Here is a 19130-nt window from a genome sequence, read left to right as displayed (position 1 = left end):
CGGTGATCCTGACACGGATTGCAGCAGTGCGGAAGACTTGTAACAACGGAAATCGTCGTGAAACACGTTGTTCACAACGGATTCCCTTGCGTGGCGGAACGCCCGCTGCCATGCTGTCCGGCATGGCGGCAGCACCACGACGTCCGGGACCGATCGACGACACCTCGAAACGGATCATCGAACAACTCCAGGCGGACGGCCGCCGTCCGTACGGCGAGATCGGCAAGGCGGTCGGTCTCAGCGAGGCGGCGGTCCGGCAGCGCGTCCAGAAGCTCACCGAGACCGGCGTCATGCAGATCGTCGCGGTCACCGACCCGATGCAGCTCGGCTTCCACCGGCAGGCGATGATCGGCATCCGGGTCAGCGGCGACACCCGAACAGTCGCCGACGCCCTCGAACAGCTGCCGGCGGTCGACTACCTCGTCATGACCGCCGGCAGCTTCGACCTCATGGTGGAGGTCGTCTGCGAGGACGACGACGACCTCATCGAACTGCTCAACGGCACGATCCGGGCCATCCCGGGCGTCGCCGGCACCGAGACCTTCGTCTACTTGCAACTCCGCAAACAGCTCTACGACTGGGGAACGCGATGACCATCTCCGAACAGCCCACCCGGCTCGGCTCCTACGACCCGTTCGCACCGGTCGACGACGCCGACCTGCAGCGGAAGTCCCGGGACCACCTGTGGATGCACTTCGCCCGACACGGTGCGAACCAGGCCGGTGCCGACGTGCCGATCATGGTCCGCGGCGAGGGACACCACGTCTACGACAGCCACGGCAAGGAGTACTTCGACGGGCTGTCCGGCCTGTTCGTCGTCGCCGCCGGCCACGGCCGGAAGCGTCTGGCCGAGATGGCCGCGAAGCAGGCGGAGACGCTGAGCTTCTTCCCGATCTGGTCCTACGCGCACCCGGCGGCCATCGAGCTCGCCGACCGCCTGGCCGAGCACGCCCCCGGCGACCTCAACAAGGTCTTCTACTCGACGGGTGGCGGTGAAGCGGTCGAGACCGCCTTCAAGCTCGCGAAGTACTACTGGAAGCTCCAGGGCAAGCCGATGAAGCACAAGGTGATCTCGCGGGCGGTGGCCTACCACGGCACCCCGCAGGGAGCACTGGCGATCACGGGCATCCCGGCGATGAAGCAGATGTTCGAGCCGCTCACCCCCGGCGGCTTCCGGGTGCCGAACACGAACTACTACCGCGCCGAGGAGATGGGCTTCCCGGGCGGCACCGAGGAGCAGTTCGGCTTCTGGGCGGCCGAGCGCATCCGCGAGATGATCGAGTTCGAGGGCCCCGACACCGTCGCCGCGGTCTTCCTCGAGCCGGTGCAGAACTCCGGCGGCTGCTTCACCCCGCCGCCCGGGTACTTCCAGCGGGTCCGCGAGATCTGCGACGAGTACGACGTGCTGCTGGTCTCCGACGAGGTCATCTGCGCCTTCGGCCGGATCGGCACCATGTTCGCCTGCGACACCTACGACTTCGTACCGGACATGATCACGTGCGCCAAGGCGATGACCTCGGGGTACTCGCCGATCGGCGCGACGATCATCAGCGACCGCATCTTCGAGCCGTTCTCCAAGGGCGACACGACCTTCTACCACGGCTACACGTTCGGCGGGCACCCGGTGTCGGCGGCCGTCGCCATGGAGAACCTCGACATCTTCGAGGAAGAGGGGCTGCTCGCGAACGTGCGGCAGAACGCCCCGCTGTTCAAGGCCGAGCTCGACACCCTGCTCGACCTGCCCATCGTCGGCGACGTCCGCGGTGACGGCTACTTCTACGGCATCGAGCTCGTCAAGGACAAGGCCACCAAGACGACCTTCGACGACGACGAATCCGAGCGACTGCTCCGTGGGTTCCTGTCGAAGGCGCTGTTCGACGCCGGGCTGTACTGCCGAGCCGACGACCGCGGCGACCCCGTGGTGCAGCTCGCACCGCCGCTGACCATCGGGCAGCCGGAGTTCCGCGAGATGACGTCGATCCTGCGGAGCGTCCTGTCCGAGGCCTGGACGAAGATCTGACCGTGAGCGGCTACCGGGGCGTCTCGTTCTGGCTCGACCAGCTCGCGTCCAGCGGACGCGACGACCTGACGCCCCGGCCGCCGCTCGACGGCGACACGACCGCGGACGTCGCGATCGTCGGCGGTGGACTGACGGGTCTCTGGACCGCCTGGTACCTGCACCAGGCCGACCCGGGCCTCCAGATCGTCGTCCTGGAACGCGAGATCGCCGGGTTCGGCGCCTCCGGTCGCAACGGCGGCTGGTGCTCGGCGCTGTTCCCGCGGTCAGCCGCGTCGATCGCCGAGGAGCACGGTCGCGACGCGGCACTCGCGCTCCGCGCAGCGATGCGCGACACCGTCGACGAGGTCGGCCGCGCAGCGTCCGAAGCCGAGGTCGACTGCGACTACGTGAAGGGCGGCACCGTCCTCTACGCACGCTCCGCGGTGCAGGAGCGCGCCGCCCACGACGAGGTCGCATCGTCAGCCGAGTGGGGCGACGACATGACCTGGCGCCAGGCACGACCCGGCGACGCCGCCGGCTCGGCCGGCGTCGCGTGGACCCCGGACTGCGCGCGGGTCCAGCCCGCAGCACTGGTGCGTGGCCTGGCGGCCGCCCTGGAGGCACGGGGCGTCCGGATCGCGGAGCACACGCCCGCCTCGTCCTGGGATCGCGGACGTGTGGTCACCTCGCGCGGGACCGTCACGGCCGGCGCCGTCGTCATCGCCGTCGAGGGCTACGGCGCACAACTGGAGCAGACGAAGCGGCGGATCCTGCCGCTGTACTCGCTGATGATCGCCACCGCACCGCTCCCCGCATCGGCATGGGACCGGATCGGCCTCGAGCACGGCCAGACCTTCTCCGACTACCGACACCTGCTCGTGTACGGGCAGCGCACGGCGGACGACCGGCTCGCGTTCGGCGGACGCGGAGCCCGCTACCACTGGGGGTCCTCGATCACGCCCGGGTACGACCGGGTCCCGCGGGTGTTCGCACACCTGCGTTCGGCGCTCGTCGACCTGTTCCCCGTCGTCTCGGACGCCCCGATCACCCACACCTGGGGCGGCCCGCTCGGGGTGCCCCGGGACTGGTGCGCGTCGGTGACCTGGGACGGCCACGTCGGGACCGCCGGCGGCTACGTCGGTGACGGGTTGTCGACGACGAACCTGGCCGGGCGCACGCTCGCCGACCTCGTCCGCGGGGTCTCGTCCCCGCTGACCGCGCTGCCGTGGGTGAACCACCGGTCGCCAGACTGGGAGCCCGAGCCGTTGCGGTTCCTCGGGGCGAACGCGGGCCTCGTGGCGACCGACCTGGCCGACCGCGAAGAAGCACTGACCGGGCGGCCGAGTCTGGCCGCGCGGCTGATGGCGCCGCTGACGGGAGGCCACTGATGGCTGCGCTCCATGCTGACGTCATCGTGGTGGGCGCCGGGGTCGCAGGGCTCGCCGCCGCACGGGCCCTCGCACTCGGCGGGCAGCGCGTGGTCGTGCTCGAAGCGCGGGACCGCATCGGCGGCCGCACCTGGACCGACACCTCGCTCGGGGTGCCGGTCGACCTCGGCGCCTCGTGGATCCACGGCATCGACGGCAACCCGCTGTGGTCGCTGGCGTCGTCGTTCGGCATCGAGACGGTCGAGTTCACGGTCGGGAGCTTCCAGTTCGACGGCCGGCCGATCGCCTGGCACGCCCAGTCCGGCGCCCGCCTGTCCGATGCCGACGCAGCGTCGTTCGTGGCAGACCTGCACACCGTCGACGCCGCGCTGCCCGCCGTCGTCGGGTCGGCCCCACCGCCGTCGACCTACGCGGCCGCCGTGGACACGGTGCTGCGGGCCCTGCGGTGGCAGGGTGACCGGGCCGCGCGGGTCCGCGAGTACATGGCGCACCGCTCCGAGGACCTCTGCGGGGCACCCGTCACCGTCCTCGACGCGCACGGGCTCGACGAGGAGCACGTCCCCGGCGACGAGGTCGTGTTCCCCGGCGGGTACGCGCAGTACGCCGCCGCGCTGGCCGACGGGCTCGACGTCCGGCTGTCCTCGGCGGTGCGCTCGGTGACGCACTCCGCCTCGGGCGTCGAGGTCCGACTCGAGGACGGTTCGTCCGTCACGGCGGGCGACGTCGTCGTGACCGTGCCGCTCGGGGTGCTGCAGGCCGGTGACGTGACCTTCGACCCACCGCTCGCCGACGCCGCCGCCGGTGCGCTCGGTCGGCTCGGGATGGGCACGTACGACAAGGTGTTCCTGCGGTTCCCATCGCGGTTCTGGGGAGACGCGTGGGTGGTCCGCCAGCAGGGGTCGGCCGGCGTCGACTGGCACTCCTGGTACGACATGTCCCGCGTGACCGGTGCGCCGGTGCTCGCCGCCCTGGTCGGTGGAGCGGGGGCCCGCCGGCTCGAGACCCTGCCGGACGCCATGATCGTCGAAGAGGCCGTCGAGGCGCTCCGGCGGATGTTCGGCCCGTCGGTCCCCGCACCGGAAGCCGTCCGGATCACGCGGTGGGCCGACGATCCGTTCTCGCGGGGGTCGTACTCGTACCTGCACGTCGGCGCGTCACCGGAGGACCACGACCTGCTCGGCACGCCCTCCGGCCGGGTGCAGCTCGCGGGCGAGGCCACGTGGGGCGAGGACCCGGCGACGGTGCACGGTGCGCTGCTGTCGGGGCTGCGGGCGGCCGGGCGGCTGCTCGGCCACGAGGTGGACCCGCTCGCGCTCGCCGAGACGCTCGCGCCGGTCCCGCTCGACCACTGAGCGGCTCAGTCGAACGCCGGGGTGTCCGCCGAGCACGTCACGGCCTTGCCCGCAGCCGAGGTCTCCGCGGCGATCTCGCGCTCGCCGTCGAGCAGGATCCGGCAGGTCGCGGTCGCGTCGGGTCCCGGTGTCGCGCGGACCGAGGCACGCTGCTCGGCGAGGACGATCGACTCGTGCTCCCATGCCGAGCCGCTCGTCTTCGCGGTACTCGTCTTCTGCGTCCCGAGTCGGTGCACCTCCGGGGCGTCACCGCGCTTCTCGGCGCCCTCGACACGGACGTCGGACAGTTCCGACCCGGCCGGCCCGTCGACCTGCACCTGGTACGTGACCGACCAGGCATCGCCGGTCTGCTGCTGGACGAAGGAGCAGCCGGTCGCGGTGAGGGCCAGACCCGCGGCGAGCACGGCGCCTGCCACGAGACGGACGGGGCGGTGGATGCGTTCGGTCATGGCTCCAGCCTCGGCGGTGTCGGGGACCGTGTCGTCCGCCGCTCGGAGCGTCGTGCTGCACCTCCGGGTGGATCCGTGATCCGCCTGGGGGCTGACACGTCCAGGGCCGACGCGCCGCCGTGTGTCCGCCGAGGGACCACCCCGTGCGCGACACTCACAGCGTGACCCCGACCCGGCCCCGCCACCGACACGAGCACCGCGCGCCGGTCGCGATCGCCGTCCTGGTGAACCTCGGACTCAGCCTGTTCCTGCCGAGCGAGGTGCTGTTCTTCCCGTCGTGGGTCGTCCCCGTGCTCGGTGTCCTGCTGCTCACCCCACTCGTCGTCTTCAACCCGCGACGGCTGACCCGCGAGACGACCTGGTCGCGATGGCTGTCGTTCTCGCTGGCGATCATGCTCACCGTCGCGAACCAGCTCACCGTGGTGCGGACGATCGAGGTGCTCCTCGGCGGGCACGCCGACGGGGGCGCCGTCCTGCTCACCGCCCTGCAGGTGTGGGTGAGCACCATCATCGCGTTCGGACTCGTGTACTGGGAACTCGACCGCGGCGGCCCGGTGGCGCGTCGCCGCCCCGAGCTGTGGACGAGTGACGAGGCGGACTTCCAGTTCCCCCAGGAGACCGATGCGAAGACGGCGGCGTGGCGACCGGTCTACCTCGACTACCTCTACGTCGCGATGACGAACATGGTCGCGTTCAGCCCGACCGACACCATGCCGATGACCATCCGCGCGAAGATGATCATGGCCTACCAGTCACTCGGCGGGTTCATCCTGCTGGCCTTGGTCATCTCGCGCGCGGTCAACATCATCAGCTGAGGTCGCTCAGGAGCCGTGTGCCTCCTCCGACACCGGCTGCCACTCGCGCCAGGTCGCCAGACGGGACTCGTAGTCCTTCTCGGCGATGCCGAGCGGCGCCTTGCCGAAGAAGACGCGCAGGGGCGGCTGCTCGGCGTCGACGACCTTGAGGATCGCCGAACGCGTCGCCTCGGGCTTGCCGGGGTCGGCGGCCGACGGGCGCTTCGACGCGGCTTCGCGGACGTCGGCGTACGCGGCGATCTCCTCGCTCTTCTTCGACGACGGTCCAGACCAGTCGGTCGAGAACCCACCCGGCTCGATGAGCGTCACGTGGATGCCGAAGCCGGCGACCTCCTGCGCCAGGGACTGCGACAGCCCCTCGAGCGCCCACTTCGACGCGTGGTAGGCGCCGACCGTCGGGAACGCGCTGATCCCGCCGATGCTGGACACCTGGATGACGTGCCCGGAACCCTGCTCCCGCATGATCGGTAGTGCAGCCTGGGTCACCCAGAGTGCCCCGAACAGGTTCGTCTCGAGCTGGGCGCGGACCTCGTCCTCGGTGAGTTCCTCGACCATGCCGAAGTGGCCGTAGCCGGCGTTGTTCACGACGACGTCGAGCGAGCCGAAGTGCTCCGCCGCGCGCTGCACGGCCGCGAAGTCCGCGGCACGGTCGGTCACGTCGAGCTGCAGTCCGAGGAACGTGTCCGGGAACTGGTCGACGAGTGCCTGCACGTCGTCGGTGTTGCGGGCCGTACCGGCGACGGAGTCTCCACGTTCGAGGGCGGCTTCCGCCCACTCGCGGCCGAAGCCCTTCGACGCTCCGGTGATGAACCAGGTCTTGCTCATGCTGTCTCCTCCTGAGATCTGACGCGATCAGGTAACGCTCCCCGCTTCAGTGGCACCTGGAGGTCCGGGTGACGGACGCGGCAAGCGGACAGCATCCCCAGGCCGAACGGCGGCAGGTCGGTGACGTCGCCGTGCTCGATGCCGGCGGCATCCGGCCGCTCGACGGCGCGCCGCTCGGTCAACCGGACACCCTCGAACGTCTCGTCAGACCCGCGCGGCTCGCGACCTACACGCGGCGGAACTGTGAAAGTGGACCTTGCGCTCATTGACCATGCGATCAACAATGGCGGGATGGACATCGTCACCGCTCCCCCGCACCCGTCTCCGCTGCGCCAGGACACCAGCACACTCCGCCGCACGACCCGCGTCGCGCTCGTGCAGATGCACTGGCTCGAGGATCCCGCTGCCCACCGCGCACAGCTCACCGACGGCATCGCCACCGCCGCGGCCAACGGCGCCGCGGCGGTGTTCCTCCCCGAACTCACCCTTCGCCGCTACCCGGGTGACACCCCCGCGAGCGGCGTCCCGAAGGACCTCGCCGAATCACTCGAGGACGGCCCGACCGTCGCGTTCGCCCGAGCACAGGCGATCGAGCACGGGGTGTTCGTGCACGCCTCGCTGTACGAGCGACCGGCGGAGGACGACCACCCCGAGGACCCGCGCGGCTACAACACCGCCGTCCTCCTCGCACCGGACGGCACCCTGGTCGGCCGGACCCGCAAGACCCACATCCCCATCAGCGCCGGCTACTACGAGGACACGTACTTCCGCCCCGGTGCCGACACCGACCCGTTCCCCGTGTACGCGCCCGAGGGCCTGGGTGCACGCGTCGGTCTGCCGACCTGCTGGGACGAGTGGTTCCCCGAGGTCGCTCGGTCGTACGGCCTCGCCGGCTCCGAGGTGCTCGTGTACCCGACGGCGATCGGCTCCGAGCCGACGTTCCCGGACTTCGACACCGCCCCGATCTGGCGGCAGGTCATCGTCGCGAACGGCATCACCGCCGGCCAGTTCATGGTGGTGCCGAACCGCTGGGGCGACGAGGGGGACATCACCTTCTACGGCTCGTCGTTCATCTCGGACCCGTTCGGCCGTGTGCTGGCCGAGGCACCGCGTGACGCCGACGCGGTGCTCGTGGCGGACCTCGACCTCGAGGCGCGCACGGAGTGGCTCCGGCTGTTCCCCTTCTACGTGACCCGCCGCCCGGACCTCTACGACGGCCTCGTGGCCCCGGTCGACGAGGCACGCCACGCGTACGGCGCACGCGACGCGATCGACGCGGCCCTGGCCGTGGAAGCGACCGACGCCGGGCAGGAGGCGCTCGCATGACGTGGGTGATGCCTCCCGAGACGGCTCCGCAGGAACGCACCTGGATGGCGTTCCCACGCCCCGGTCTGACGCTCGGTGACGACGCGGCGAGCGCCGAGGCGGCACGCGAGGCGTGGGCGGGCACGGCGAACGCGATCAGCGAGCACCAGCCCGTGACGATCGTCGTGGACCCGGTCGCACGCGCCGACGCCCGACGTCTGTTGTCGGCCGAGGTGGACGTGCTCGAAGCGCCCCTCGATGACTTCTGGATGCGCGACATCGGACCGACGTTCGTCGTCGACGACGTGACCGGCGAGCTCGGGGCCGTCGACTGGGTGTTCAACGGCTGGGGCGCGAACCCCTGGTCCACCTGGACCCGCGACGCCGAGATCGCGGCGACGGTGGCCTCGGCCGCGGGCGCCCGGCGGATCCCGTCACTGCTCGTCAACGAGGGTGGGGCGATCCACGTCGACGGTCGTGGCACCGTACTGGTCACCGAGACCGTGCAGCTCGACCCGCGGCGGAACCCGTACGCCGACCGGGAGCGCGTCGAGCTCGAGCTGGAGCGGACCATCGGTGCGACGAGGGTGATCTGGCTGCCGCGTGGCCTGACCCGCGACTACGACGGCTTCGGCACCCGGGGGCACGTCGACATGGTGGCGACCTTCGCCGGCGGGGCTGTGGACACCGTCCTGCTGCACGCCCAGCCGGACCCCGGCCACCCGGACCACCTCGTGATGCCGCAGATCCGGCGTGCGCTCGAACAGGCCACGGACGCGACGATCGTCGAGTTGCCGGCACCCTCGACGCTGAGCGACGACGGAGGCCCGGTGGACTGGAACTACGTCAACCACGTCGTGGTGAACGGCGCCGTGATCGCGTGCGCGTTCGGTGATCCGGTCGCCGACGACCGCGCCCGTGGCATCCTCGGCGACGTCTACCCCGGCCGTCAGGTCCGCTCGATCGACGCACGCGAGGTCTTCGCGCGCGGCGGCGGACTGCACTGCATCACCCAGCAGCAGCCGGCGATGTAAGCCGAGCCGCAGGCTCAGCCGGCGGCCTGCGCAGCACCGTCATCCGCGATGCCGGTGGCCATCGCCGCCGTGTACAGCGACCGCTCCCGTCCTGTACACCGCGGCCGGTCCGCGCAGGAGCGGCCCGTCGGTATGTTGCTCCGGACCGAACCGGCCCGCGCACCGTCGCGCGGACCCGAACCCCAGGGAACTCTCATGGCATCACCCATCGCGGTCTCCGCCCCGGCAGCACCGGCGCGGAGCGGTTCGCTGAAGCGGAGCCTCGGCCTCTGGGCCATCGTCGGGCTCGGGCTCGGCTACATGACCCCGACGGTGGTGTTCGACACGTTCGGCATCGTCTCCGGGCAGACCGACGGCGCCGTGCCGAGCGCGTACCTCATCGCGCTCGTGATCATGGCGCTGACGGCCATCAGCTACGGCAAGATGGTCCGCGTCTACCCTGCGGCCGGCTCGGCGTACACGTACGTGCGGGAGTCGATGCACCCCAACGTCGGCTTCATGGTCGGGTGGGCTTCGCTCCTCGACTACCTGCTCCTGCCGATGGTGAACGCCCTCATCATCCGGCTCTACCTCGAGCAGGTGTTCCCGGCGCTGCCCTCGTGGGTGACGGTCGTCGTCTACACGGTGTTCGTCACGACGGTGATCTGCTTGTCGATGCGCGGGACGTCGAACCTCAACATGGTGCTGCTCATCGGCGCGATCCTGGCGATGATCGCGTTCGTCGTGTTCACCGTCATCGAACTCGTGCACGGCGCGGGCGCGGGGACGATCGCGAGCACCGAGCCGTTCGTGCACGACGGGGTGACGATGTCGGCCCTGCTCACGGGTGCCACGGTCGTGTGCTTCTCGTTCATCGGGTTCGATGCGGTGACGATGTACACCGAAGAGGCGAAGTCGATCCGCATCATGCCGAAGGCGATCATGCTGACGGTGCTGCTCGGCGGTGCGATCTTCCTGGTCTCGGCGCACTTCGCCCAGCTCCGCTTCCCGACGAACACCCCGTTCGGCGAGTTCACGGACGACCCGCTCCCCCAGATCGGCCTGCTCGTCGGCGGTCCGGTGTTCCAGGCGGTCCTCGTCTCGGCCGGGTTCGTCGCGGCGCTCGCGTCGGGGCTGGCGTCGCACGCGAGCGTCGCCCGCATGCTCATGGTGATGGGGCGGAACAACGTGCTGCCGAAGCGCGTGTTCGGCTACGTGAACCCGCGCACGCACACCCCGGTGTTCAACGTCGTCTTCGTCGGGGCGGTCACGCTGCTGGCGATGTCGTTCTCGCTCGACACGATCTCGTCGTACATCAACTTCGGTGCCCTCGTCGCGTTCACGTTCGTCAACGCCACGGTCATCGTGCACTTCGCCGTGCGGCAGGGTCGCCGTCACACCGCCTCGGACCGCTGGAAGTACATCGTGCTGCCGGGGCTCGCGATGGTGCTGACCGGGGTGCTCTGGTCGCAGCTCCACGCCGACGCACTGATCGCAGGAGGAGTGTGGGCGGCGATCGGCTTCGCCTACCTGCTCGTCATCACGAAGGGCTTCCGGGTGCTGCCGAAGAGCTTCGACGAGAACCAGCCGGTCACCGGTGTGAACAAGCAGCTGACCGACCAGGCCTGAATCGACCCGAGCCGCCGAACCGCTGAGCCACCGACACCCGATCCACGAGCGAGAGGACGCCATGTACGCCGTCACCGACCCCACCACGGGCACGACCCTCGAGACCTTCCCGACGATCACCGACGACGAGCTCCGCGCCGCCGTCACCACCGCGGACCGCACCCACGGCTCGTGGTCCCGGACGAGCACCGTCGCCGACCGCGCCGCCCTGCTGCACCGCGTCGCGGAGCTGTACCGGGAACGCCGTGACACCCTCGCGGCCACGATCGTGCGGGAGATGGCGAAGCCGATCGACCAGGCCGAAGGCGAGATCGACTTCTGCGCCGACATCTACGACTACTACGCGGACCACGCCGAGGAGTTCCTCGCCGACCAGCCGATCACGTTGGCGGAGGGCTCCGAGGGCACGGCCTTCATCCGGAAGTCCTCGATCGGGGTGCTGCTCGGCATCATGCCTTGGAACTTCCCGGCGTACCAGATCGCCCGGTTCGCGGGGCCGAACCTGCTCATCGGCAACACGGTGCTGCTCAAGCACGCGCCGCAGTGCCCCGAGTCGGCCCTGGCCGTCGAGGCCGTCTTCCACGACGCCGGCTTCCCCGAGGGGGCGTACACGAACGTCTTCGCCACGAACGAGCAGGCTGCCGACGTCATCGCCGACCCCCGCGTGCAGGGCGTCTCGCTGACCGGTTCGGCCCGCGCGGGTGCCGCCGTCGCGGAGGTCGCCGGCCGCAACCTCACGAAGGTGGTGCTCGAGCTCGGCGGGTCCGACCCGTTCATCGTGCTCTCCACCGACGACCTGGACGCCGTGGTCGAGTCCGCGGTCGCGACCCGGCTCGAGGGCAACGGCCAGGTCTGCAACGCGGCGAAGCGGTTCCTCGTCGTGGATGACCTGTACGACGACTTCCTCGCGAAGTTCACTGCGGCGATGTCCGCGGTCGAACCGACGGACCCGTCGACGCCCGGAGCCGAGCTGGGCCCGTTGTCGTCCCCGGCCGCCGCCGACCGGCTGCAGGAGCAGCTCGCGTCCGCCGTCGCGCAGGGCGCGACCCTCGTCACCGGTGGCACCCGGCAGGGCAACGCCTTCGTGCCCACCGTCCTGACCGACGTGTCCCCGGAGAACGACGCCTACCGTGAGGAGTTCTTCGGTCCCGTGGCCGCCGTCTACCGCGTCGAGGACGAGGACGCAGCGATCACGATCGCGAACGACACCCCGTACGGCCTCGGCTCGTACCTCTTCACCACCGATGCCGACCAGGCACTCCGCGTCGCTGACCGCATCGAGGCCGGCATGGTCTACGTGAACATCGTCGGTGCGGACAGCCCGGAGCTGCCGTTCGGCGGCGTGAAGGCGAGCGGCTTCGGCCGCGAGCTCGGCCCCCTGGGGGCCGACGAGTTCGTGAACAAGAAGCTGGTCCGCATCGGCTGACGGACGTCCTGGGGCCGGCTGCAGACCGGACTGGAGGCGCGGTGCCAGCTGGCACCGCGCCTCCAGTCCGTCGTCCGGTCCCCGCTACTGCGGGTCGGCGGGCTCGCCGCCGGAATCCGTGTCGCTGTCCTGCTGCGGGTCCTCCGTGGCGTCGCCCGAGGGCGACCCGTCCGGCAGGTCCTCGGTGTACTGCTCCTGGTCCTTCGTGGGGTCGCTGGATCCGTTCGCTGTCGAGTCGCTCATGGTGCGGACGCTACGCGCGGCCGTCGCTGCGCCCGTTCAGACGGACGACCCGGCGGCACCGGATCCGGCGGCGACCGGGGTCGCAGTCAGGATCTCCTCGGCGACCGCACGTCCGATGCGGACCGCGCCGTCGACGTGCTGGTAGCCGTGCCCGGCGAGGTCGCTCGACGCGAACCGGATCGGGCCGACGGCCGCACGCTGGTCGGCGCCGTAGCGGACCAGACCACCGAGGTCGAAGCTCGCTGCGTACGCGCCGCGAGTCCACTCCTCGGTGCCCCAGTCGCTCTCGTAGTAGACGACGGGGCGCAGGGCCTCGTCACCGTAGTAGTGGGCGAGGGACGCGAGGACCCGGGCCTTCCGCTCCTCGGCACTGAGCGCGAACACGTCGTCGGCGTGCTGGTCGGAGATGAACCCGACGAGGGTCCCCTGCTCGGAGCCGTGGGTGGTGTTGTCGTAGGCCTCGTGCACGAGTTCGTAGGGGCTGAAGGCGGTGCCGGAGAGCCCCGTCCCACGCCAGAACGGCCGGTCGTAGACGGCGTGCACCTTGATGACGAAGCCCATCGACAGGTGCTGGTGCAGCTGGTGCTGGCGGCGGGGCAGCGGCGGCTCGTACGAGATCCGCGAGTACAGGGGCGGCGGCACGGCGACGAGGGCCCGGCGCGCCCGGACCTCGATGCCGCCGTCGGCGAGCGCCACGACGCCGTCGTCGTCCCACCGCAGGGTGCGGACCGGAGCGTTCAGGTGCACGTCGTCGCCCAGGCGCTCGGCGAGCCGCTCCGACACCTGCTGCATGCCGCCGACGACCCGCTTGTCCAGGATGAAGTCGGCGTCGACGAGGTTCTCGAAGCTGCCCGCCGATGCCGCCATCAGGAGCGCCTGCAGGGCCGAGAAGGCGTGGGCGGGCTTGGTGAGCATGGCCCCGGCGATGAAGAGCTCGATGTTCTCCGTCGCGACGCGGTCCTCGCTCAGGGTGTGCAGCCACTGCCGGAACGACACCTCGTCGAGTGCGCGGGCGTCCGGGGAGTCCCACGGGCGGTCCGGGTCGACCTTCGCGACGTACGTGTCGACGAGGGCGACGAGGCGCTCGATCTCGTTCGCGGTCGCCTCGGGGAGCGGGAAGACGTCGCCGGTGTACTCGGTGCGCGTGCCGTCGGCGTCGATGTAGACGCTGGAGCCCTCGCGGTACCGGTCGTACGTGTCCAGGCCGAGCTCGTCGAGGGTCTCGAGCAGCGCGGTCTGGTCCGGCGACACCCACTGCCCGCCGATCTCGAGGGTCACACCGTCGACGTCGTTCGTCCAGGTGCGGCCACCGACGCGGTCCCGCGCCTCGAGCACGGCGACGCTGAGCCCCGCGGCCCGGAGGCGGTTCGCGGCGGTGAGGCCGGTGACCCCGGCTCCGATGATGACGACGTCGCGTTCGGTCATCGTGCTGCTCCTTCGGTCGTGGCTGGTGCTGTGGTCGCTGCTGTTCCCCGTCCGCGGAACGGGTCCGGGGTCAGCGTGTACATGGTCTCGAGGTACTCGGCGATGCCCTCGCCGCCGCCCTCACGCCCGAGGCCGGACTGCTTCACGCCACCGAACGGGGCCGATGCGTTGGACACCACGCCGGTGTTCAGGCCGAGCATCCCGGTCTCGAGCCGCTCCATCAGTCGCTGTCCGCGGGCCGGGTCCTCGGTGAACGCGTAGCCGACCAGACCGTACTCGGTGTCGTTCGCGGCGGCCACGGCCTCGTCCTCGGTGCGGAACGTCCGGATGGCGAGCACGGGCCCGAAGATCTCGTCGCGCAGCAGGTCACTGCCGGGCTGCACGTCGGTCAGGACGGTCGGGGCGTAGAAGGTGCCGGGGCCGTCGACCGGGTGTCCGCCGGTGCGGAGCGTCGCGCCGCGGTCGAGTGCGTCGGTCACCAGGCGGTGCGCCTTGTCGACCGCCCGGTCGTCGATGAGCGGTCCGATGGCGACGCCGTCCTCGGTCCCCCGTCCGACGTGCATCGCGGCGACCCGCTCGGTGATGCGCCGCGCGAACTCGTCGGCGACGTCCTCGTGCACGAGGAACCGGTTCGCGGCGGTGCACGCCTGTCCGGTGTTCCGGAACTTCGCGGCGAGCGCTCCCTCGATCGCGAGGTCCAGGTCCGCGTCCTCGAAGACCAGGAACGGGGCGTTGCCGCCGAGCTCCATGCTCGTCCGGAGCACGGTGGTGGCCGCCTGCGCGAGCAGGGTCCGTCCGACCGGGGTCGATCCGGTGAACGACAGCTTCCGGAGCCGGGGGTCGCTGATGACCGGCTCCGACACCGCGGCGGCGCGGGTCGTCGGGACGACGTTCACGACCCCGGCCGGCACCCCGGCTTCGACGAGCAGGTCGGCGAGGAGCAGGGTCGTCAACGGGGTGAGTTCCGCGGGCTTCACGACCACCGTGCACCCGGCGGCGAGTGCGGGAGCGATCTTGCGCGTCGCCATCGCGAGGGGGAAGTTCCAGGGGGTGATCAGGTACGCGGGCCCGACCGGCTTGTGGGTGACGATCGCACGCCCGGTGCCCTCCGGGTTCGTGCCGTACGAGCCTCCGATGCGGACGGCCTCCTCGGAGAACCAGCGGAGGAACTCGCCGCCGTACGCGACCTCGCCGCGCGCTTCGGCGAGGGGCTTGCCCATCTCCAGCGTCATCAGGAGTGCGAACTCCTCACGGCGTTCCTGCAGCAGGTCGAACGCCCGGCGGAGGACCTCGGCGCGCTGCCGCGGCGGTGTGGTCGCCCAGCCGTGTCGCGCCGCGACCGCGGCGTCGAGTGCTTTCCCGCCGTCCTCCGGCGAGGCGTCGGCGATGTGCAGGAGCGTCTCGCCGGTGGCGGGGTCGACGACGGCGAAGGTCGCGTCGTCCGCTGCCGGCCGCCAGGTGCCGTCGACCAGGAGGCCCGTGGGGACGCGGTCGAGCACGGCCTGTTCCGCAGCGGGTCCGGTCGCGTCGGGGACGGACGGCCAGGCGGTCGTGGCGCTCGTCGCGGTCACGACGCGGCCAGCCCGTCGAGGACGACGGACAACCCGTCGCGGAGCAGCGCGTCGTCGATCGACAGCGGCGGCAGGAACCGGACGACGTTGCCGTAGGTGCCGGCGGTGAGCGCGATGACGCCGTGCTCGAACGCTGACCGGACCACCCGCCCCGTGAGCCCGGGGTCCGGGTCACCGGTCGCCGGGTCGACGAGTTCCATCGCGACCATCGCACCGCGACCGCGGACGTCACCGATGCGCGGGTCGCGGGCCTTGGCGGCCCGGAGCGTGTCGAGCAGGATGTCCCCGATCGCCGTCGCACGCTCGATCAGCCCGTCGTGCTCGAAGGCGTCGATCGCGGCGAGCGCTGCGGCGCAGGCGATCGGGTTGCCGCCGTAGGTGCCGCCGAGCCCGCCGACGTGCGCGGAGTCCATGATCTCCGCGCGGCCGGTCACGGCGGACAGCGGCAGCCCGCCCGCCATCCCCTTCGCGGTCGTGACGACGTCGGGGACGATCCCCTCGTGCTCGCTGGCGAACATGGCCCCGGTGCGGGCGAAGCCGGTCTGCACCTCGTCGGCGATGAACACGACACCGTTCGCGGTGGTCCACTCGGACAGCGCGCCGAGGAACCCCGGTGCCGGCACGACGAAGCCGCCCTCGCCCTGGATCGGCTCGATGAGCACCGCTGCGGTGTTCGTGGCGCCGACCTGCTTCTCGATCTGGCTGATCGCGCGCTTGGCCGCCTCGGGGCCGGTGAGCCCGTCGTGCAAGGGGTAGGACATCGGGACGCGGTACACCTCTGGTGCGAAGGGACCGAAGCCGTCCTTGTAGGGCTGGTTCTTCGCGGTGAGCGCCATCGTGAGGTTCGTGCGGCCGTGGTACGCGTGGTCGAACACCACGACGGCCTGCCGACCGGTGTGCTTGCGGGCGATCTTCACGGCGTTCTCGACCGCCTCGGCGCCCGAGTTGAACAGGGCCGTGCGCTTCTCGTGGTCGCCGGGGGTCAGCCGGTTGAGCGCCTCGGCGACGGCCACGTAGCCGTCGTACGCGGCGATCGTGAAGCACGTGTGCGTGAAGGCCTGGACCTGCTCGGTGACGGCTGCGACCACGCCGGGGTGCGCGTTGCCGACGCTCGTCACCGCGATGCCGGAGCCGAGGTCGACGAAGGAGTTGTCGTCCGCGTCCACCACGACCCCGCCGCCGGCCGCGACGACGGCGATCGGCACGGCGACGCCGACCCCGGCCGCGACGGCACCGGCCTTCCGCGCCATGAGCTCGCGCGATCGCGGACCGGGGACGGCCGTGACGAGCCGTCGTTCCTGGGGCAGCGAGGGGCCGCCGGTGGGCGCACTGATCGAGGGTGCTGCGGTGGAGGACATGCGGCGATGGTAGGAGCCGCGACCAGCCCGGCCCACTGTCCGCCGTGTACACCGAACCGGGCGCTGGTCGCCTCGGCGGATAGGGTGCGGTCATGCCCGCGACGCTGCGATCCCTCCTGCACCGTGCCGATCTGCGTCTGCGTCAGCTGACCGGGTCGGACGCGGACGCCCTCGATGCCCCGCTCTCCTGGCTGCACAGTTCGGACCTCGAGGACCCGACGCGGTTCCTCGCCGCCGGACAGGGGCTCCTCACCACCGGCACCCAGTTCGGGACCGAGGCCGTGGTCCCCGACGAGGTCGCCGACGCCTACGTCCGGCGCCTGGTGGACCGCGGCGTCGTCGCGCTCGGGTTCGGCACCGAGGTCGTGCGGGCCGGCACACCCGACGCGCTCGTCACGGCGTGCGAGCGCCACGGGCTCCCGCTGTTCGAGGTGCCGTACGAGACTTCGTTCATCGCGGTCGCGCAGGCGAACGCCGACGCCGTCGCCCGGGACGCGAACGCCCGGAACGCCTGGGCCCTCGCCGCGCAGCGCGCCATCTCGCTCGCCGCGATGCGTCCGGACGGACTCGGAGCGACCATCGCCGAGCTGTCCCGGCAGCTCGACGGGTGGGTCGGCCTGTTCGACGTCTCCGGTCGCCTCGACCGCGGACACCCGACGGACGGCGTCCCGGCGGCCGACCTCGAGCTCCTGCGCGACGAGGCGCTCCGCCTGCTGCGGGCCGGAGCTCGGGCGAGCCTGCCGGTCACGACCGACCACCACACCGGCTTCACGCTGCAGACGCTCGGCAGCGGCGGACACCTCAGCGGCGTGCTCGCGATCGCGAACGGCGGGGCGCTCGACCGTGCCGGCCGCGAGGTCGTCACCGCCGTCATCGCCCTCGCCGGCCTCGCCCTGCAGCAGAACCGCGAGCTGGCCAGGGCCCGAGGACTCCTCCGCACCGGGCTGCTCACGATGCTGTCGGTGGGCGACCCCGAGGTCGTGCAGTCCACGTCGCGCGAGGTCTGGGGGCCGCTGCCCGCCGAACCCGTCCGGATCGCGGCGCTCGACGTCGACGACCAGGACCTCGACACCGTCGTCGACCTGCTCGAGCTCTGGGTGCAGGACCGACCCGGGCAGCTCTTCTTCGCCGTCGACGACGCCCTCTTCCTCTGCGTGAACGCCGACGACACCGGGATCGTCGACGACCTCGTCGGCCGTTTCGACCTGCGCGCCGGACTGTCCGACGGTGCCGCGTACCGGTCGTTCGGCCGCGCCCGCACCGAGGCCGTGCAGGCACTCGACCGCCGACGCGAGGGACGCCCGGGAACCACCGAGTTCGGCGACCTGGCCCGCGAGGGCGTCCTCGCACACCTCGCCCACGTCGACGTGGACGCCGGAGCGGTCGCACGCGCCGTCCTCGCTCCCCTGCGCGATCACGACCGCGCCGCCGGCACCGAGCTCACCAAGACCGTCCGCACCTGGCTCGAGGAGAACTGCGAGTACGACCGCGCCGCGCAGACCCTCGGCGTCCACCGGCACACCGCCCGGGCCCGCGTGGAGCACGCCGGACGACTGCTCGACCGTGACCTCTCCGCCTTCGCCACCCGTGCCGACCTCTGGGCCGCCTTCGTCGTCGAGGGCGTGTGAGGCGCGGATACGGTGGGACGATGCCGACGACACCGGCCCGCCGGCGCCTGAGCCCGGCCGAGCGTGAGGCCCAGATCACCGCCGCCGCGATCGACGTCGCCCGCGCCGAGGGCCTCGCCGGCGTCACGTTGCGCGGGGTCGCGGCGTCGATCGGCGTCGCTCCGTCACTCGTCGCGCACTACCGGCCGAACATGGAAGACCTGGTGGGCGAGACCTTCCGCACCGTGGCGAGCACCGAGGTCGCCGAGGTCCGCGGGATCGTCGGCGGGGCGAACGACGGCGGGGTGCACGACGGCGGACCGGTCGGACGACTCCGCACCCTGCTCGCCTGCATCGCCGACCCCGCCCGGGACGACGTCGCGACACTGTGGGCCGATGCGTGGAGCATCGGCCGGTCGAACGCGGCACTGGCGGCGGCCGCTCGGGACGTCATGGACGAGTGGCAGCTCCTCGCGACCTCGGTCGTCTCCGAGGGGGTCCGCGACGGCGTGCTGCGCACCGACGACCCGGATGCCGTCGGTCGACTGCTCTTCGCCCTCGTCGACGCCACGAACGGGTACGCCCTCGTCGACTACCTCGATCGTCCGACCCGCGAGGGCCTCGTCCGCTCGACGATCGCCCGGGCCGTCGGCCTCGACGCGTCCGCCCTCGATCCGTCCTGATCCTTGGCCGGACCTCCCCCTTGTTGAAGTTTACGAGCTAAC

18 protein-coding genes are annotated in these 19130 nt (G+C 71.4%); 11 read left to right on the top strand and 7 right to left on the bottom strand.

Features of this window, described 5'->3' with window-relative positions:
• The first annotated feature begins 110 nt into the window (after positions 1-110).
• Genes EDF19_RS08400 through EDF19_RS08385 form a run of 4 tightly spaced genes read left to right on the top strand, consistent with a single transcriptional unit; the run spans position 111 to position 4739 of the window.
• Positions 111-593 carry an Lrp/AsnC family transcriptional regulator gene (locus EDF19_RS08400; protein WP_035809531.1) on the top strand — a complete coding sequence of 161 codons (483 nt, stop codon included), beginning with the start codon at positions 111-113 and terminating at the stop codon, positions 591-593.
• Entirely contained in the window at positions 590-2020 is a 1431-nt protein-coding gene (locus EDF19_RS08395; protein WP_123680433.1) for an aspartate aminotransferase family protein, read from the top strand. Before EDF19_RS08400 ends, EDF19_RS08395 begins: the two co-directional genes overlap by 4 nt.
• 2 nt (positions 2021-2022) lie before the next feature.
• Entirely contained in the window at positions 2023-3387 is a 1365-nt protein-coding gene (locus tag EDF19_RS08390; RefSeq protein ID WP_123680432.1) for an FAD-binding oxidoreductase, read from the top strand.
• Complete coding sequence (locus EDF19_RS08385) at positions 3387-4739, top strand: NAD(P)/FAD-dependent oxidoreductase (protein WP_123680431.1); 1353 nt, start codon at positions 3387-3389, stop codon at positions 4737-4739. The genes EDF19_RS08390 and EDF19_RS08385 overlap by 1 nt, the downstream gene beginning before the upstream one ends.
• 5 nt (positions 4740-4744) lie before the next feature.
• Here EDF19_RS08385 and EDF19_RS08380 read toward each other — a convergent pair whose 3' ends face one another.
• Positions 4745-5188, bottom strand: coding sequence for a hypothetical protein (locus EDF19_RS08380; protein ID WP_123680430.1), 444 nt, complete (start codon positions 5186-5188; stop codon positions 4745-4747).
• A gap of 161 nt (positions 5189-5349) precedes the next feature.
• Between EDF19_RS08380 and EDF19_RS08375 the strand changes: the two genes are divergently transcribed.
• Positions 5350-6003 carry a DUF1345 domain-containing protein gene (locus EDF19_RS08375; protein WP_123680429.1) on the top strand — a complete coding sequence of 218 codons (654 nt, stop codon included), beginning with the start codon at positions 5350-5352 and terminating at the stop codon, positions 6001-6003.
• Between the two features lie 6 nt (positions 6004-6009).
• Here EDF19_RS08375 and EDF19_RS08370 read toward each other — a convergent pair whose 3' ends face one another.
• Both EDF19_RS08370 and EDF19_RS08365 read right to left on the bottom strand, forming a co-directional pair.
• On the bottom strand, positions 6010-6828 hold the full coding sequence (locus tag EDF19_RS08370) for an SDR family oxidoreductase (RefSeq protein WP_123680428.1): 819 nt from the start codon (positions 6826-6828) through the stop codon (positions 6010-6012).
• Positions 6825-7010, bottom strand: a complete 186-nt coding sequence (locus EDF19_RS08365; protein WP_148071059.1) for a hypothetical protein — start codon at positions 7008-7010, stop codon at positions 6825-6827. The genes EDF19_RS08370 and EDF19_RS08365 overlap by 4 nt, the downstream gene beginning before the upstream one ends.
• Positions 7011-7119: 109 nt before the next feature.
• Here EDF19_RS08365 and EDF19_RS08360 point away from each other — a divergent pair, with 109 nt between their 5' ends.
• The 4 genes from EDF19_RS08360 to EDF19_RS08345 all read left to right on the top strand — a co-directional run bounded on the left by EDF19_RS08360 (position 7120) and on the right by EDF19_RS08345 (position 12201).
• Positions 7120-8154: a nitrilase-related carbon-nitrogen hydrolase gene (locus tag EDF19_RS08360; RefSeq protein ID WP_123680426.1), complete on the top strand. Its 1035-nt coding sequence runs from the start codon at positions 7120-7122 to the stop codon at positions 8152-8154.
• A complete protein-coding gene (locus EDF19_RS08355) occupies positions 8151-9167 on the top strand; it encodes an agmatine/peptidylarginine deiminase (protein WP_123680425.1) in 1017 nt (338 codons plus the stop codon). Before EDF19_RS08360 ends, EDF19_RS08355 begins: the two co-directional genes overlap by 4 nt.
• A gap of 195 nt (positions 9168-9362) precedes the next feature.
• The gene (locus EDF19_RS08350; protein WP_123680424.1) at positions 9363-10775 is read left to right on the top strand and encodes an APC family permease; all 1413 of its coding nucleotides are present in this window, start codon (positions 9363-9365) and stop codon (positions 10773-10775) included.
• 61 nt (positions 10776-10836) lie between these two features.
• Positions 10837-12201 carry an NAD-dependent succinate-semialdehyde dehydrogenase gene (locus EDF19_RS08345; RefSeq protein ID WP_123680423.1) on the top strand — a complete coding sequence of 455 codons (1365 nt, stop codon included), beginning with the start codon at positions 10837-10839 and terminating at the stop codon, positions 12199-12201.
• Between the two features lie 84 nt (positions 12202-12285).
• On the opposite strand, the gene EDF19_RS19105 is transcribed toward EDF19_RS08345, so the two are convergent.
• The 4 genes from EDF19_RS19105 to gabT all read right to left on the bottom strand — a co-directional run bounded on the left by EDF19_RS19105 (position 12286) and on the right by gabT (position 16798).
• Positions 12286-12444: a hypothetical protein gene (locus EDF19_RS19105; protein WP_185022747.1), complete on the bottom strand. Its 159-nt coding sequence runs from the start codon at positions 12442-12444 to the stop codon at positions 12286-12288.
• 36 nt (positions 12445-12480) lie between these two features.
• Positions 12481-13869, bottom strand: coding sequence for an NAD(P)/FAD-dependent oxidoreductase (locus EDF19_RS08340; protein WP_221180632.1), 1389 nt, complete (start codon positions 13867-13869; stop codon positions 12481-12483).
• The gene (locus EDF19_RS08335; RefSeq protein WP_123680660.1) at positions 13866-15368 is read right to left on the bottom strand and encodes an NAD-dependent succinate-semialdehyde dehydrogenase; all 1503 of its coding nucleotides are present in this window, start codon (positions 15366-15368) and stop codon (positions 13866-13868) included. Before EDF19_RS08335 ends, EDF19_RS08340 begins: the two co-directional genes overlap by 4 nt.
• A gap of 68 nt (positions 15369-15436) precedes the next feature.
• A complete protein-coding gene (gene gabT, locus EDF19_RS08330) occupies positions 15437-16798 on the bottom strand; it encodes a 4-aminobutyrate--2-oxoglutarate transaminase (RefSeq protein ID WP_123680422.1) in 1362 nt (453 codons plus the stop codon).
• Between the two features lie 92 nt (positions 16799-16890).
• Here gabT and EDF19_RS08325 point away from each other — a divergent pair, with 92 nt between their 5' ends.
• A complete protein-coding gene (locus EDF19_RS08325; RefSeq protein ID WP_123680421.1) occupies positions 16891-18426 on the top strand; it encodes a PucR family transcriptional regulator in 1536 nt (511 codons plus the stop codon).
• Positions 18427-18446: 20 nt separating this feature from the next.
• The gene (locus EDF19_RS08320; RefSeq protein WP_123680420.1) at positions 18447-19088 is read left to right on the top strand and encodes a TetR/AcrR family transcriptional regulator; all 642 of its coding nucleotides are present in this window, start codon (positions 18447-18449) and stop codon (positions 19086-19088) included.
• Positions 19089-19130: the final 42 nt, after the last annotated feature.

The organism is Curtobacterium sp. PhB115, assembly GCF_003752025.1.
Classification (GTDB): Bacteria; Actinomycetota; Actinomycetes; order Actinomycetales; family Microbacteriaceae; genus Curtobacterium.
The sequence above is the reverse complement of the archived record's forward strand: the minus strand, read 5'-3'. Positions and strand labels throughout refer to the sequence as shown.

What these genes read in the sequence shown, in the direction of transcription:
- EDF19_RS08400 (WP_035809531.1), top strand. Translation starts at nt 111, where the DNA reads ATGCTGTCCGGCATGGCGGCAGCACCACGACGTCCGGGACCGATCGAC.
- EDF19_RS08395 (WP_123680433.1), top strand. Translation starts at nt 590, where the DNA reads ATGACCATCTCCGAACAGCCCACCCGGCTCGGCTCCTACGACCCGTTC.
- EDF19_RS08385 (WP_123680431.1), top strand. Translation starts at nt 3,387, where the DNA reads ATGGCTGCGCTCCATGCTGACGTCATCGTGGTGGGCGCCGGGGTCGCA.
- EDF19_RS08380 (WP_123680430.1), bottom strand. Translation starts at nt 5,188, where the DNA reads ATGACCGAACGCATCCACCGCCCCGTCCGTCTCGTGGCAGGCGCCGTG.
- EDF19_RS08370 (WP_123680428.1), bottom strand. Translation starts at nt 6,828, where the DNA reads ATGAGCAAGACCTGGTTCATCACCGGAGCGTCGAAGGGCTTCGGCCGC.
- EDF19_RS08360 (WP_123680426.1), top strand. Translation starts at nt 7,120, where the DNA reads ATGGACATCGTCACCGCTCCCCCGCACCCGTCTCCGCTGCGCCAGGAC.
- EDF19_RS08355 (WP_123680425.1), top strand. Translation starts at nt 8,151, where the DNA reads ATGACGTGGGTGATGCCTCCCGAGACGGCTCCGCAGGAACGCACCTGG.
- EDF19_RS08350 (WP_123680424.1), top strand. Translation starts at nt 9,363, where the DNA reads ATGGCATCACCCATCGCGGTCTCCGCCCCGGCAGCACCGGCGCGGAGC.
- EDF19_RS08345 (WP_123680423.1), top strand. Translation starts at nt 10,837, where the DNA reads ATGTACGCCGTCACCGACCCCACCACGGGCACGACCCTCGAGACCTTC.
- EDF19_RS19105 (WP_185022747.1), bottom strand. Translation starts at nt 12,444, where the DNA reads ATGAGCGACTCGACAGCGAACGGATCCAGCGACCCCACGAAGGACCAG.
- EDF19_RS08340 (WP_221180632.1), bottom strand. Translation starts at nt 13,869, where the DNA reads ATGACCGAACGCGACGTCGTCATCATCGGAGCCGGGGTCACCGGCCTC.
- gabT (WP_123680422.1), bottom strand. Translation starts at nt 16,798, where the DNA reads ATGTCCTCCACCGCAGCACCCTCGATCAGTGCGCCCACCGGCGGCCCC.
- EDF19_RS08325 (WP_123680421.1), top strand. Translation starts at nt 16,891, where the DNA reads ATGCCCGCGACGCTGCGATCCCTCCTGCACCGTGCCGATCTGCGTCTG.
- EDF19_RS08320 (WP_123680420.1), top strand. Translation starts at nt 18,447, where the DNA reads ATGCCGACGACACCGGCCCGCCGGCGCCTGAGCCCGGCCGAGCGTGAG.